This is a genomic window from Aeromonas sp. Marseille-Q7275 (genome assembly GCF_965119515.1).
In genome coordinates, this window is the sequence record NZ_CBCPLW010000008.1 from 62,655 (window position 1) to 76,578 (window position 13,924).

The window sequence follows — 13,924 nt, forward strand, 5'->3', positions numbered from 1 at the left end:
CTGGCCCAATGAATTTCTGGTGATGCCACACCCGTTGCTTGGCAATGTTCTCCGCCAAAGGGAGACGACGCGGCGTGTGTGTCATGACATGAATGAGATCAAAGATTGAACCGGAGGTTGTGTGCTGGCGGAGCTCGGCTATCTCTCACTGCTGCTGGCAGCGGCGCTCTCCCTGTTGCAGGGCACCCTGCCCTGGCTGGGCTTGCGGCTCGCCTCCCCCGCGCTGCTGCGCTGCGTCACGCCGCTGGCGCTGAGCAATGCCATACTGCTGGGGGCCGCCCTGCTGCTGCTCGCCGGCTGTTTTGGCCTCGATGACTTTACCCTCACCTATGTGGCCCAGCATGCCAACAGCGCCCTGCCCCTGGGCTTCAAGCTGGCAGCCGTGTGGGGCGGCCACGAGGGCTCCATGCTCTTCTTCGTCTTTGCGCTGGGGCTGTGGGGGGCGCTGGTCGCCCTCTGCTCCAAGCGGGTCGATCCGTTGATCACAACCCGGGTACTGGCCATCATGGGGCTGATCGTCGGGCTCTTTGCCCTCTATACCCTGCTCTTCTCCAGCCCCTTTGACCGCCAGTTTCCGGGGCCGCTGGAGGGGCGCGATCTCAACCCCATGCTGCAGGACATCGGCCTCATCATCCACCCGCCCCTGCTCTATCTCGGCTATGTCGGCTTTGCGGTCAACTTCGCCTTCGCCATGGCGGCGCTGCACTCGGGCCGGCTCGATGGCGCCCTGGCCCACTGGAGCCGCCCCTGGGCGCTTGGCTCCTGGGTCTTTCTCACCGCCGGCATAGTGCTGGGCTCCTGGTGGGCCTATTACGAGCTCGGCTGGGGCGGCTGGTGGTTCTGGGATCCGGTGGAAAACGCCTCCCTGCTGCCCTGGCTGCTCGGCACCGCCCTGCTGCACGCTCTGGTGGTGTGCGAGAAGCGCGGCGCCTACGGCCACGGCGTGCTGTTGCTCTCCATCTTCACCTTTGCCTTGAGCCTGCTCGGCACCTTCGTGGTGCGCTCCGGGGTGCTCACCTCGGTGCACGCCTTCGCGGTGGATCCCAATCGCGGTCTCACCCTCTTGCTGCTGCTCGGGCTGCTATTGACCACGGCACTCACCCTGTTTGCCCTGCGAGCGGACATTCGCGCCCCCTATGCCCGCTTCGGTTTGCTGTCGAAAGAGGGGTTGCTCGGCGCTGCCATACTGCTGCTCTGTGTGGCCTGCGCCTGCGTGCTGCTCGGCACCTTCTACCCCATGGTGTTCCAGTCGCTCCATCTGGGGTCGCTCTCGGTGGGCGCCCCCTACTTCAACGCTGTTTTCGTACCGCTGGCGCTGGCGCTGATGGCACTCATGACCCAGATCCCGCGCCTTCGCTGGCAGCGCCTTGCCAGGGTCTCCCCCCTCGGGACGCTGCTGCCGCCCCTGCTCGGCCTGCTGGGGAGCGGCCTGCTCAGCCTCGGCTATCGCGAACAGGGATCCATGGGCTGGAGCGGCATCCTCGCCAATATGGCGAGCCTCTGGCTAATCGCGAGCCTGCTGCTCAATGTCTCATTCAAGACTCGCGACCTGAGCGCCAGCCGGCTGGGGAGCCTGCTGGCCCACCTCGGGGTGGCGGTCTGCGCCCTCGGCATCGCGCAGGTGAGTCACCACAGCCAGGAGGGGGGTACTGTGCTCTCTGCTGAGCGCCCCTACCGCCTCGGCGCCTATGAATTTCGTTACGAGGGGAGCGAGCCCCTGCTCGGCCCCAACTACACCGCCGAGCGCATCACTCTTAGCGCGTATAAGGACGGTAAAGAGGTGGCAAGGCTGGCCCCGGAGCGACGCCATTACAGCGTGCGCACCATGAACATGAACGAGCCCGGCATTGCCTGGGGGCTCTTTGGGGATCTCTACGTGGTGCTGGGAGAGAAGATGGGGCCGGAGGCCTATGCCATGCGGCTGCACCATAAACCGCTGGTGCGCTGGATCTGGCTCGGTGGCCTGTTGATGATGGCGGGTGGCGCCCTGCGTTTGCTGGGGCGCAAGCCCTTGCTGGCATCCCATCCAGCCAGGATCCCGCAGTCCCTGCGCGAACAGGAGGCACCATGAGCCCGCGCCTGCGTCTCTTCCTCCCCCTGATCATCACCCTGGGCCTCGGCACCCTGCTCTGGCTCGGCCTTGGCAAGGATCCTTACCGCCAAGACGAGGCGACCCTGGGGCGTACCCTGCCCCCCTGGCAGAGTGACAACCTGCTGGATGGGGGCCTTATCCATACCGCCAACCTCAAGGGGGAGCCCTTTGTGCTTAACGTCTGGGCCAGCTGGTGCCCGAGCTGCCGCGCCGAGCATCCGCTGCTCACCGAGCTGGCAAGCGCCGTGCCCCTCTACGGCCTCAACTACCGGGACAAGGGGGATGCCGCCCGCGCCTGGCTCGCGCAGGCGGGCAACCCTTATCGCACCGTGCTGGCCGACCCCGACGGCAAGCTGGCAATGGAGCTCGGCGTCTACGGCACGCCGGAGACCTATCTCTTTGCCGCCGATGGCACCCTGCTTAGCCGCCACACGGGGGAGCTCACCAAGGAGGTCTGGCAGCACCAGTTTGCGCCCCTGCTTGCAGAGGCTCACAGCAAAACCCCTCGCCTGGAGCAAGTACGGGAGAGTAAACCATGAGCCGTCTCGGCCACGCCCTGATCGCGCCGCTCTTGCTGGCATTGAGCCTCGGGACCCTGGCCAGCGGAGTCGACACCTATCAGTTCCAGCACCCCGAGTTGCAAGACCGGGCCCAGGATCTCGCCCGCGCCCTGCGCTGCCCCCAGTGCCAGAACCAGAACCTGGTGGAGTCCAACTCCCCCATAGCCCGGGATCTGCGCCTCGAGGTCTACCGCTGGGTGGACGAAGGGCAGAGCGATGAGCAGGTGATCGCCCGCATGACGGAGCGCTTCGGCGATTTCGTGCGCTACGATCCCCCCTTCAAGGGCAGCACGGTACTGCTGTGGGGAGGGCCCCTGCTGCTGCTGGGGCTGGCGCTGAGGCTCCTTCGTCGCCGCCTGAAGACCAGAGGGGAGCAGGCCACTCCGCCCGATGACAGGGTCAATCTGCGTGAGAGAGATCCCCGCAGCGCATTGAATCGCCTCATCATGGCAAGGGAGCAGGCTGGCCTCCCTCCCCATGATCCCCTCTATCGGGAGCTGGCCGCCGCCCACCTTGCCCATGCCACGCCTGTCGCCGAGCTGGCCCTGCGCGAGCGGCTGACCCAGGCCCCCGGCCGCAGCGGGCGGCACGCGCGCGCCCTGCTGCTGCTCGGGATAGTGGCGCTAGACGTTGTGGCCGGCATTTATGCCGCCAGCGGCCGCTACCAGGCGTGGCAGGCCTATCAATCCCGCCCCGATCCCCTAGCGGGGTTGAGCCCGCGGGATCTGCAGGACAAGGCGCTCGGCGCCCTGCACCAGCAGCTGCAACGCAACCCCGAAGATCTAGAGGCCTGGGCCGAGCTCGGCCAGTTGTATCTCTATCGGGACGAGTACGACAACGCCCTGCTCGCCTACCAGCGTCTGGCCCTGCTGGAAGGGGGCGCCAGCGCGGCGACCCAGGCCGCGCAAGCCACAGTGCTCTACTATCAGGCGGGTCAGCGGCTCACCCCCGAGGCCAAGCGCCTGCTGGGCAGTGCCCTCAAGCAGGACAAGGGGGAAGTGAGCGCCCTGATGCTGCTCGCCTCCGATCACTTCCTGCACGGTCGCTACTCCCAGGCGATAGCCCTGTGGCAGCAGCTGCTCGACAGCGAGCGCCCTCGCATCAACCGGGCCGCGCTGATTGAGGCCATCCAGACCGCCCGTATCATGGGGGGCTGACAGCACGCGTGATGAGGGCTGACCGCCCCTGTCACGCTTGGCCCGCACAGGCGCCGCCGACGGGGAAATCACTTGCCAACCTCCCGTAGACAGCCGAACAATAGGCGTCTATTGAACCTATTTTTGGAGCCTCTCCCATGATCCCCATTCGTTGCAAGGCCGTCTCCGGCGTTGCCCTTTCCACTGTCGATGGCGAAACAAAACTGCTGGTGATGAAACGGGTCAAGGGCAGCTTCTGATGTCATGTGGCGGGCACGGTCGAGGCGGGTGAAACCGGCTGGCAGACCATAGTGCGCGAGTTTGGCGAGGAGACGGGTATCACGGTTTGCGAGTTATACACAGCCCATTATCTGGAACAATTTTACGAAAGCGCTTCAAATACGGTGGAGGTAGTGCCGGTATTTGTGGTCTATTGCCCGCCCAATCAAGCGGTCACTCTCAACGACGAGCACACCGAGTATCGCTGGTGTTCGCTCACCGAGGCCAAGGCGCTGGTGAGCTTTCCCGGGCAGCAGGCGCTCTATGACCATGTCTGGCACCATTTTGTGGCGCGCCGCCCCTCGCCGCTGATGAGGGTGGCGCTGCGCTGATCCGGGTCGGCTGACCGCTCCCTCGCAGCCCCTGCCGGCGCCCCTCTTCACCTTCACAAAGAGGATTAATGGTGCGTTCGACCCGATGCCGCCCCGGAAGGCGCAAAAAGAGTAGCAATGATGGGCCAGAAAGGGCATATAGTGCGCCCCATGATGGGCAGAACCCGGCCAATGTACGCGCCAGGTGTGGCTCATTATGAATCCCGTGAGAGGGCGCCATAGCCGTGAATTCGGCTATTTCAAGGTGAGCCATCCCATAAAATGGAAATATCGGGCCGTCAGACGTTGTGAAGCGTCAATTACCGTCATATAACTTAGCCAAATGTCCCTGTCAGTCGTAGTAGAGCCAAACCATGAACCTTCGTCCTTTTCTTCCCCTGCTGCTCGGCGCCTTCCTCCTTCCCGCCAGCATGGAAAGCGCCCATGCCAACCCGTTTTCTGCGACCTCCTCCTCCACCAACAGCCTGATGGCACCACGCACCAATCTCGCCCTGGGATCCGATGCCTTCGTGGTTGCCAATCCCAGAACCGGGGAGATCCTGGCTGAACGCAACGCCAACCGGGTGATGGCGATCGCCTCCATCACCAAGCTGATGACGGCGCTGGTGGTGCTGGATGGCAACCAGCGCCTCAACGAAATGCTCACCGTCACCATGGACGATGTGGACAGGATCAAGGGCACCGGCTCCCGCCTGGCTATAGGCTCCCGCCTCAGTCGCGCCGACATGCTGCACATCGCCCTGATGTCGTCGGAAAACCGGGCCGCCTCGGCCCTGGCGAGACACTACCCCGGCGGCCGCCGCGCCTTTATCGAGGCGATGAACGCCAAGGCCCGCATGCTCGGCATGTGGAGCACCCATTTCGCCGACAGTACCGGGCTCAACCCCCGCAATGTCTCCAGCGCCCACGATCTCGCCAAGCTGGTGGCCAGCGCCTCCAGCTACCCGCTGATCCGCCAGTACTCCACCACAGAGCACAGACTGGTGCGCAACGGCAAACGCCAGATGCAGTACCACAACTCCAACCGCCTGGTGCGGGAAGGGAGCTGGCCCATCATGGTCTCCAAGACCGGCTACATCCGCGAGGCGGGTCGCTGCCTGGTGATGGACACCCGGGTCAACAATGAACCCGTGGTCATGGTGCTGCTTCACGCCAACACCACGGATGAGCGGGTGGCCGATGCCAAGAAGATCAGAACCTGGCTGGAAACCTCGGGCCGCATGACCCTGACCGCCCAGTCCACCCCGCGCCCTAAGCTCTTCTCGGCGCAATAAGCGGATCTCCCCGGACCGCAGGCCGCTCGCCTGCGGTTTTTTGTGGCCGACCTCCTGGCTCCTGCCCCTCCCCTGGCCCTTGCGCCGATGGCAAGGATCGCCCCTTCCATTCCCAGCAGCAAACATCAGCAAGACATGAAAAGAGATGATGAAACACTGGCGATAAATGTTAACACAGTGATAAATCACATTTTCAAGCAAGCGGATTTGCTGATCCCGCTGCCGATGATAACGTGATGCCCAGCTCGTAACCCCGGTCGGCTGGATCCGGGTTGCCGAAGGATTCAATCTGGTATGTTCAATGGCAAGGATGACGTGATGAAGATAGTCGTATTGGGGGGTGGGGTGATAGGGGTGGCCAGCGCCTGGTATCTGGCCAAGGCGGGCCATCAGGTGACCCTGCTGGAGCGGCGCGGCGGGGGGGCGCTGGAGACCAGCCATGCCAATGCGGGTCAGATCTCCCCCGGCTATGCCTCCCCCTGGGCGGCCCCGGGCATCCCGCTCAAGGCGGCCAAATGGCTGCTGCAAAAGCACGCCCCCTTCACGGTTCGCCCCACCTCGGATCCCTTCCAGCTGCGCTGGATGCTGAAGATGTTCGCCAACTGCACCCCGGCGGCCTATGCCACCAACAAGGGGCGCATGGTGCGTCTGGCCGAATACAGCCGGGACTGCATGAAGTTGCTGCGCGACGAGCTGGCGCTGGATTACGAAGGCCGCCAGCTTGGCACCCTGCAGCTGTTTCGAAGCACGGCCCAGTGTGAGGCCAGCAAGCGGGACATCGAGGTGCTGGAAGAGTACGGCGTGCCCTATGAGGCGCTGGATGCCAGCGGCTGTGAAGAGGTGGAACCCGCCCTGGCGCGGGTACGCGGCAAGATAGTGGGGGGCCTGCGCCTGCCGGGGGACGAGACGGGGGACTGCTTCCGCTTCACCCAGGCCCTGGCGGCGGAGGCGGCGCGCCTCGGGGTGGAGTTCGTCTTCGACTGCCCCATCGACGAGGTTGAACTCGCCCAGGGACGCGCCGTGGCGGTCCGTGCCGGTGAGCGGCGCTGGCAGGCCGATGCCATCGTCTGCGCCCTGGGCAGCTATGGCACCGGCTTCCTGCGCCCACTCGGGATAGAGCTCCCCGTCTACCCGGTCAAGGGCTACTCCCTCACCCTGCCGATGACAGACGCCGCCGGGGCGCCGTGCAGCACAGTGCTCGACGAAACCTACAAGGTGGCCATCACCCGCTTCGACGAGCGGATCAGGGTCGGCGGAATGGCCGAGCTCAGCGGCTTCAATCTGGCGCTCAACCCCAGACGCCACGACACCCTGGCCATGGTGGTGAGGGATCTCTTCCCCGAGGGGGGCGACCTCCCCCGGGCCGAGTTCTGGACCGGGCTGCGCCCCATGACCCCGGACGGCACGCCCCTGGTGGGCCCAAGCCCCATCCCCGGGCTCTGGCTCAACACCGGCCACGGCACCCTGGGCTGGACCATGGCGGCAGGATCGGGCCGCTTGCTGGCCGATCTCATCTCGGGCAGCGCCCCCGCCATCAGCGACGAGGGGCTCACCCTGGCCCGCTACGGCTAGCCCCCAGGACGCAATGCCAGATGCAAGAGAGGGAGTGCCTGGCACTCCCTCTCTTTATTCGCCCCCCTTCGCAGGGACCGGGCCACCCGGCGCCAGCCCCGGCATCGACTGCCAGACCCGGGCGGGATCCGGCTCTTCGATGGCCGCCATCATCAGCTGCTCGCTCCAGCGTCTGTGCAGCAGCCACAGCTGTGCCCCCGCCTCCCCCTGCCCCTTGGTGCACTGCTTGGCCACGTCCGCGGTCCGGTAGAAATAGCGCACCAGGGTGGTGAGCTCGGGCTCGGGCCAGCGGCAGCCAAAGTGGCGCAGCCGCTCGGACCAGAAGGTGACCTGTCGCCCCTCGTGCTCCTGCTCGACCCCGTGCAGGGCAGGAATGAGATCCATCGCCTGCCACAGCGCCCCGTACCCGACGAAGCGCTCATCCAGCGCCTCCAGCGCCTCGTCCAGCATCAGCAGGGTCTGCGGCCAGCTGTCGGCCTGCTCGCGGATGATCTCCTGCGCCTCGCACACCGCCGAAAGCCAGGCCAGGGCCAGCCGGCAGATGATGGCCTCCTTGTTGGGAAACAGATGGTAGAGCGACTTGATGCCCACCCCGGCGCGGGCGGCGATGGCATTGGTGTTGAGGGCCGCAAACCCCTGCTCCTGCAACAGGGCCAGGGTGGCCTGCTCGATGCGGCTCACCACCTCCTGGCTGCGCAGCTGCCTGGGTTGGCGCCGCATGCAAAGTTCGGCCGGCAGCACGTGTTGTGACATTCTCTTCCCCCGATGCGGTGTCCGCCCCCAGGGGGCGACTGGTTGTCATAACTACATGATGAGACAAGGTAAACACAAGTCAAAAAAAGTGCAGCAATCACTGGCATTTTTCAGAATAGCTGCGATAACCATAAGTGCTCATATCTGCAGTAAAAACTGCAATTAACCCAAGGAGAGCGCGCTATGGATAGCAAACACCCCCGTCTCAGGCTGGGCGCCATCGCCCTGCTGGTGAGCGGCCTGCTCGGCTGCCAGCAAGACAGCAGTGAACCGCCCCCCGGCAACACCCTCTATCTCAACGGCAAGATCCACACCCAGGATGGGCAACGCAGCCAGGCCGAGGCCATGGTGGTGCAAGGGGGCAAGTTCACCTACGTGGGCACTCGCGAAGGGGCCGAGGCCTTGAAAAACAGTGCGACCCAGGTGGTGGATCTGCAAGGGAGGATGGTGCTGCCGGGCCTGCACGACAACCACATCCACCTGCTCGGCACTGTGGCGCTCGACATGTGCGATCTGGACGGCCAGAGCGTCAACCTGGATCAGCTGGCGGCCAAGATCGGCGAGTGCCTGCCCCGCTACGCCCCGGCTCCCGGGGAGTGGCTGGTGGTCAACCAGTGGTCGCCCTATGACGGCAACACCCCCACCGCCACCCATGCCACCCTGCTGGCGGCCCTGGATGCGGCGGCGCCGAACAACCCCGTGATGCTGGCCGGGGTCGACGGCCATGCCGGCGGCTACAACTCCCAGGCGCTGGCGCAGGCACAGGACGAAGACGGCAATGTGGTCGGCTTCAATGCCACCACCCTGGCTCCGGGCGGCGTGTTCGAGGCCTTCATCCCCTATGTGGATCTCGCAACCGGCGTGGTCCGGGACGCGGCCCGCAGCGCCATTGCGGTCCCCGACACCGGGGTGCTGAGCGCGGAGGGTGAACAGGCGCAGGCGCAGTATGACAAGATTCTCCCCGCCATCTCGACACTGATGGCCTCCCGCGGCATCACTGGGGTACAGGATGCCTGCGCCAACGACTTCATCCGGGGGCGGCTGCTCAAGATGCAGGACCAGGATCTGCTTCACATGCGCGTCACCGCCGCCACCTGCTTCAACCAGGATGACTACAGCGGCAAGCTGGACATCGACGGGCACCTGGCCAAGGCGAACCAGGTGCGCGACGCCTTCGCCGGCAACCCCCTCATCAAGGCCGATGCGGTCAAGATCTTCCTCGACGGCGTGCTGGAGGGGGATCCCTTCACCAGTCCCCCCTTCCTGCCCAATGCCGGCATGCTGGGGAACTACCATCATCCCCATCTGGCCCTGGATCCCGACAGCGGCGAGGTGAGCATCACTGCAGACAGCGAGGATGCGGGCAGCAACGGCATCGTCAACTACAAGGAGGCGGATCTGGCGCGTTACGTCACGGCGCTGGATGGGGCTGGATTTGGCATCCACATGCACAGCATCGGTGATCGCAGCACCCGGGTGGCCCTCGATGCCCTGGAGGCGGCCCGCGCCAGCAACGGGAACAGCGGCATCCCCCACACCCTGGCCCACCTGCAGGTGGTGCACCCGGACGATCAGAAACGCCTCGGCGAGCTAGGCCTCTACCTCACCTTCACCTATGCCTGGACCACGCCCCAGCTTGCCTACGACATGCTGGTCAGCCCCTTCATCCAGCCAACCAGGGTGGGACAGTCCCTGAGCGAGGCCATCTACGACCCCATGGGTTATCTCCATGACGCCCTCTACCCGGTCGAGAGTTCACGCCAGGCCGGCGCCGTGCTGGTGGCGGGCAGCGATGCCCCGGTGGACAGCCGGGACCCGCGTCCGTTCGAGAACATGGCCGCCGGCATCGTGAAGGCGGCCGGCAGCGGCGACGACTTCCGGGCCAGTCAGCGCACTTCCCTGGCCGAGATGCTGGCCGCCTACACCATCAACGGCGCCAGGGCGGTGCGTCAGGGCGACATCACCGGCTCCATCGAGGCGGGCAAGTCGGCGGACTTCATCGTGCTGGACCGGGACCTGTTCGCCTTGGTCAAGGCCGGCACGCCGGAGCAGATTGCCCAGACCCAGGTCGAGCAGACGGTCTTCATGGGGGAGACCGTCTACCGCAAACCCTGAACGACACGGGCCCCGAGGGGCCCGTTTCTTATGGCTCACTCTTATTGCTCACAGGGGGGCGACTCCTCCCCCTGCCCGGGTTGCAGGGCCAGGGTGAAGAGCGCCGCCACCATGTCGGACTGGGTGATAATGCCCACCAGCCGCTCCCCTTCCACCACCGGCATGTGGTGCAAGCCCCCGTCGGAGAAGGCTTCCACCAGATCGTAGAGGGGCTGGTAGCGCCGCGCCGTCTGCACCTCCCGGGTCATCAGATCCGCCACCCGCAATTGCTCGAGCGCCTCCCGCCCCCTGGGCTGGCGGCTCTCCCTGTCGATCATCAGATCATGCAGGGTGATGATGCCCGCCAATCGGCCCCCCTCGTCCGCCACCGGCAGCGCCTTGATCTGATGGCGAGAGAGCAGCTCCCAGGCCGTCATGGCGGATGCCTCTGGGGAGCTGACCACCAGATCCCGCGACATCACCTCCTGGCAGCGCACCGTGCCCACTCGCCCCCGCAGGGCGTGCAACTGGGCCTCCTGCAGCAGCTCCTGCAGATCCTGGCGGCTGATGTCGAGCAGCTCCCCGTGCTTGTCCAGGGCAAAGTCGATGTCCTGGGTGGCGAGCCGGGCGCTCGGCTGGGGATCCGCCGTCTGGTGACGATTGGGCGCCACCTTGCCGCCATTGGGATAACGGCGCCCCAGGGCGCGGTTGTAGAGCAGCCCCAGGCTCAGCAACAGCAGGGAGTTGAGCAGCACCGGCAGCAGCACATAGCCGACCCCCAGCGCCCGGATCCCCTCGCCGCCGATGACGGCGGTCAGGGCCACGGCGCCGCCGGGCGGGTGCAGGCTGCGGGTAAGGAACATGGCGGCGATGGCCAGCATCACCGCCAGGGCCGAGGCAAGGGCCATGTCCGGCACCAGGCTGGCACTCAGTACCCCCATCAGGGCCGAGACCCCGTTGCCCACCAGGATGGACCAGGGCTGGGCCAGGGGGCTCGCCGGGGCGGCAAACAGCAGCACGGCGGAGGCCCCCATGGGGGCGATCAGCCAGTGCACCTCTAGCCCCAGCCCCCACTGGCAGAGCAAGGCGGTGCCCAGCAAGCCGACGAAGGCGCCAAGGGCGCCGTAACAACTCTCTTTGAGGCTGGTATTGGTCGATACCGGCAAAAAATCCCTGAATTGCATCCTGCTCCCGAAGACGATAACATTTATTTCAAATGCGCAATTCTAGCCAGTTCCCCCGTCCAGTACCAACACGAGTGTCATCGCGGCCTCCGGAGCCCGGGGGCGGCTCACCTCAATCCGGTGATCGGGGATCGCAATGCCATCCCCCTCGACCTGTGCTGGCTGGCCGAAGCGCGGGAGTGGGAGCGGGCGCAAAGCCCGGCACCCTGCCTGCCAACCTGCCCTCCCCTGCGGCTCTGAGGGGCTTAAGATCATCATGCAAAAAAGAGGGAAGGCTTTCGCCTTCCCTCTCTCGTTATCTCAGTGCTCTTGCCTTGTCTGCCGAGCTAGCTGGATGGGCTGCTCAGGCCAGTTCGGCCCGCAGCGCCTTGGTGGCATCGACCATCACCTTGAGGGCAGCCTCGGTCTCTTCCCAGCCGCGGGTCTTGAGGCCGCAATCCGGGTTGACCCAGAGCCTGTCGGCCGGGATCTGCTTGGCCGCCTTGCGGATGAGGTCCTCAATCCAGCCCTGGCTCGGCACGTTCGGGGAGTGGATGTCGTAGACCCCAGGGCCGATCTCGTTGGGGTAGTTGAAGCGCTCGAACGCTTCGAGCAGCTGCATCTGACTGCGGCTCGTCTCTATGGTGATGACATCCGCGTCCAGCGCCGCCACCGCCTCTATGATGAGGTTGAAGTCGCTGTAGCACATGTGGGTGTGGATCTGGGTGCTGTTCACCACAGGGCTCGCGCTCAGGCGGAAGGCGCGCACCGCCCAGTCGAGATAGGCCTGGTGATCCTGCTTGCGCAGGGGCAGCCCTTCGCGGATCGCCGGCTCGTCGATCTGGATGATCTTGATGCCGGCGGCTTCCAAGTCAGCCACCTCGTCACGAATGGCGAGACCAATCTGCAGGGCGGACTGCTCGCGGCTCACATCTTCGCGGGGGAAGGACCAGCAGAGTATGGTCACGGGCCCGGTCAGCATCCCCTTGACCGGCTTGTCGGTCAGGCTCTGGGCAAACTTCGTCCATTCGAGCGTCATGGGGGTGGGTCTGTCGATATCCCGGGTGATCACCGGCGGCTTGACGCAGCGGGAGCCATAGCTCTGTACCCAGCCGAAGCGGGTGATGGCAAAGCCGTCCAGCAGCTCACCGAAATACTCCACCATGTCGTTGCGCTCGGCTTCGCCGTGCACCAGCACGTCCAGCCCGATGGCTTCCTGGCGCTCAATCGCATCCTTGATCTGGGCCTGGATGCCCGCCTCGTAGGCGCTATCGTCGATGCGACCGGCACGCCATTCCTGGCGCAGCACCCGAATGTCGGAGGTCTGCGGGAAGGAGCCTATGGTGGTGGTGGGCAGCAGCGGCAGCTTGAGATCCGAGCGCTGCGCCTCGGCCCGCACCGGGTAGGCGCTCTGGCGATCGAAGTCGCTGTTGGTGAGGCTGGCGAGCCGCGACTGCACCGCTTTCTTGTGGACCCGGCTGTCGGACTCCCGATCGACGATAGGCTGGCTGTAGGCCTCGATTTTGCCCAGATCGCCCCCGTCGAGATAGTCCGCCAGCAGCCCCAGCTCGTAGCACTTTTGCAGGGCGAAGGCGAACCAGCTGCGGGTCTGGGGATCCAGCTCGTGCTCCAGGGTCAAATCCACCGGGCTGTGCAGCAATGAGCAGGAGGAGGCGACCCAGAGGCGCTCGCCAAGCTTCTCTTTCAGCGCTTTCAGGGTCGGCGCCAGCTTGCCCAGGTTGGCACGCCAGACGTTGCGACCGTTGATGACCCCAGCCGAGAGGACCCACTGGGCCGGTAAATGCGGCACGAGCGTCTCCAGCTGCTCGGGGGCGGCCACCAGATCCAGGTGCAGGCCATCCACCTTGAGGCTGGTGATGATGTCGCGCTGATGGGCGACCGAGCCGAAATAGGTGGTGAGCAGCAACTTGCAGGGGCCGGCCAGGCGCTCATAGGCATTGAGATAGGCCAGACGCCACTCGTCCGGCAAGTCCAGCGCCAGGGCAGGCTCGTCGATTTGCACCCACTCCACCCCTTGCGCGGCCAGCTTCGCCAGGATCTCCTGATAGACGATAAGCAGGCGGTCGAGCAGTTCCAGACGAGAGAAACCGCTCTCTTTCTCCTTGCCGAGCCAGAGGTAGGAGACAGGGCCCAGCAGCACCGCCTTGACCGGCAGCCCCAGCGCCTTGGCCTCTTCGACTTCGTCAAACAGCTGGCTCCAGCCCAGCTTGAAGCGCTGATCGCGGCTGAACTCGGGCACCAGGTAGTGGTAGTTGGTGTTGAACCACTTGGTCATCTCGGCGGCGGCGGCGGCCGGACCGGTCGGCGCACGGCCACGGGCGACCCGGAACAGGGTGTCGAGATCGGTGTCGCCGTGGCGGTGACGGGCAGGCACGGCGTCCACCAGCAGGCTGGTGCCGAGCACCTGATCGTACCAGGCGAAGTCGCCCACCGGCAGCAGGTTGACCCCGGCGGTGCGCTGCGCCTGCCAGTGGCGCTCACGCAGGCTCTTGCCCACGGCGACCAGCTCGGCCTGGGTGGTCTCGCCACGCCAGTAGGATTCCAGGGCAAATTTCAACTCGCGCTTGGCGCCGATGCGGGGGAAGCCCAGGGTGTGTGCTCGTGTCATAGGTCCAATTCCTTATGCTCATTCATCTGATGGGAAACTG

At 65.4% G+C, this 13,924-nt stretch carries 9 protein-coding genes and 1 pseudogene; 7 read left to right on the forward strand and 3 right to left on the reverse strand.

Annotated elements, in window-relative coordinates; genetic code table 11:
• Positions 1 to 121: 121 nt before the first annotated feature.
• From nrfE to ACWPWQ_RS09425, 6 genes and pseudogenes are all read left to right on the forward strand, one after another.
• Positions 122 to 2,071, forward strand: a complete 1,950-nt coding sequence (nrfE, locus tag ACWPWQ_RS09400; RefSeq protein ID WP_454009630.1) for a heme lyase NrfEFG subunit NrfE — start codon at positions 122 to 124, stop codon at positions 2,069 to 2,071.
• Complete coding sequence (locus ACWPWQ_RS09405; protein WP_454009631.1) at positions 2,068 to 2,631, forward strand: DsbE family thiol:disulfide interchange protein; 564 nt, start codon at positions 2,068 to 2,070, stop codon at positions 2,629 to 2,631. Before nrfE ends, ACWPWQ_RS09405 begins: the two co-directional genes overlap by 4 nt.
• On the forward strand, positions 2,628 to 3,809 hold the full coding sequence (nrfF, locus tag ACWPWQ_RS09410) for a heme lyase NrfEFG subunit NrfF (protein WP_454009632.1): 1,182 nt from the start codon (positions 2,628 to 2,630) through the stop codon (positions 3,807 to 3,809). Before ACWPWQ_RS09405 ends, nrfF begins: the two co-directional genes overlap by 4 nt.
• 137 nt (positions 3,810 to 3,946) lie before the next feature.
• Positions 3,947 to 4,399 (forward strand): annotated as a pseudogene (locus ACWPWQ_RS09415) (NUDIX hydrolase).
• A 353-nt stretch (positions 4,400 to 4,752) separates the two neighbouring features.
• Positions 4,753 to 5,673, forward strand: a complete 921-nt coding sequence (pbpG, locus tag ACWPWQ_RS09420) for a D-alanyl-D-alanine endopeptidase (RefSeq protein WP_454009633.1) — start codon at positions 4,753 to 4,755, stop codon at positions 5,671 to 5,673.
• A 318-nt stretch (positions 5,674 to 5,991) separates the two neighbouring features.
• The gene (locus tag ACWPWQ_RS09425; RefSeq protein WP_454009690.1) at positions 5,992 to 7,245 is read left to right on the forward strand and encodes a D-amino acid dehydrogenase; all 1,254 of its coding nucleotides are present in this window, start codon (positions 5,992 to 5,994) and stop codon (positions 7,243 to 7,245) included.
• A gap of 54 nt (positions 7,246 to 7,299) precedes the next feature.
• Here the strand turns inward: ACWPWQ_RS09425 and ACWPWQ_RS09430 are convergent, their stop codons facing one another.
• On the reverse strand, positions 7,300 to 7,998 hold the full coding sequence (locus ACWPWQ_RS09430; protein ID WP_454009634.1) for a TetR/AcrR family transcriptional regulator: 699 nt from the start codon (positions 7,996 to 7,998) through the stop codon (positions 7,300 to 7,302).
• Between the two features lie 183 nt (positions 7,999 to 8,181).
• On the opposite strand from ACWPWQ_RS09430, the gene ACWPWQ_RS09435 reads away from it, so the two are divergent.
• Entirely contained in the window at positions 8,182 to 10,113 is a 1,932-nt protein-coding gene (locus tag ACWPWQ_RS09435) for an amidohydrolase (protein ID WP_454009635.1), read from the forward strand.
• 41 nt (positions 10,114 to 10,154) lie between these two features.
• On the opposite strand, the gene ACWPWQ_RS09440 is transcribed toward ACWPWQ_RS09435, so the two are convergent.
• Positions 10,155 to 11,276 carry an HPP family protein gene (locus ACWPWQ_RS09440; RefSeq protein ID WP_454009636.1) on the reverse strand — a complete coding sequence of 374 codons (1,122 nt, stop codon included), beginning with the start codon at positions 11,274 to 11,276 and terminating at the stop codon, positions 10,155 to 10,157.
• A 343-nt stretch (positions 11,277 to 11,619) separates the two neighbouring features.
• Entirely contained in the window at positions 11,620 to 13,884 is a 2,265-nt protein-coding gene (metE, locus tag ACWPWQ_RS09445; RefSeq protein WP_454009637.1) for a 5-methyltetrahydropteroyltriglutamate--homocysteine S-methyltransferase, read from the reverse strand.
• Between the last annotated feature and the right edge of the window lie 40 nt (positions 13,885 to 13,924).

Bases quoted from the DNA above. Each gene is read 5' to 3' on its own strand.
- ACWPWQ_RS09405 (WP_454009631.1), top strand. From the start codon at position 2,068: ATGAGCCCGCGCCTGCGTCTCTTCCTCCCCCTGATCATCACCCTGGGC.
- ACWPWQ_RS09435 (WP_454009635.1), top strand. From the start codon at position 8,182: ATGGATAGCAAACACCCCCGTCTCAGGCTGGGCGCCATCGCCCTGCTG.
- nrfF (WP_454009632.1), top strand. From the start codon at position 2,628: ATGAGCCGTCTCGGCCACGCCCTGATCGCGCCGCTCTTGCTGGCATTG.
- ACWPWQ_RS09425 (WP_454009690.1), top strand. From the start codon at position 5,992: ATGAAGATAGTCGTATTGGGGGGTGGGGTGATAGGGGTGGCCAGCGCC.
- metE (WP_454009637.1), bottom strand. From the start codon at position 13,884: ATGACACGAGCACACACCCTGGGCTTCCCCCGCATCGGCGCCAAGCGC.
- ACWPWQ_RS09430 (WP_454009634.1), bottom strand. From the start codon at position 7,998: ATGTCACAACACGTGCTGCCGGCCGAACTTTGCATGCGGCGCCAACCC.
- pbpG (WP_454009633.1), top strand. From the start codon at position 4,753: ATGAACCTTCGTCCTTTTCTTCCCCTGCTGCTCGGCGCCTTCCTCCTT.
- ACWPWQ_RS09440 (WP_454009636.1), bottom strand. From the start codon at position 11,276: ATGCAATTCAGGGATTTTTTGCCGGTATCGACCAATACCAGCCTCAAA.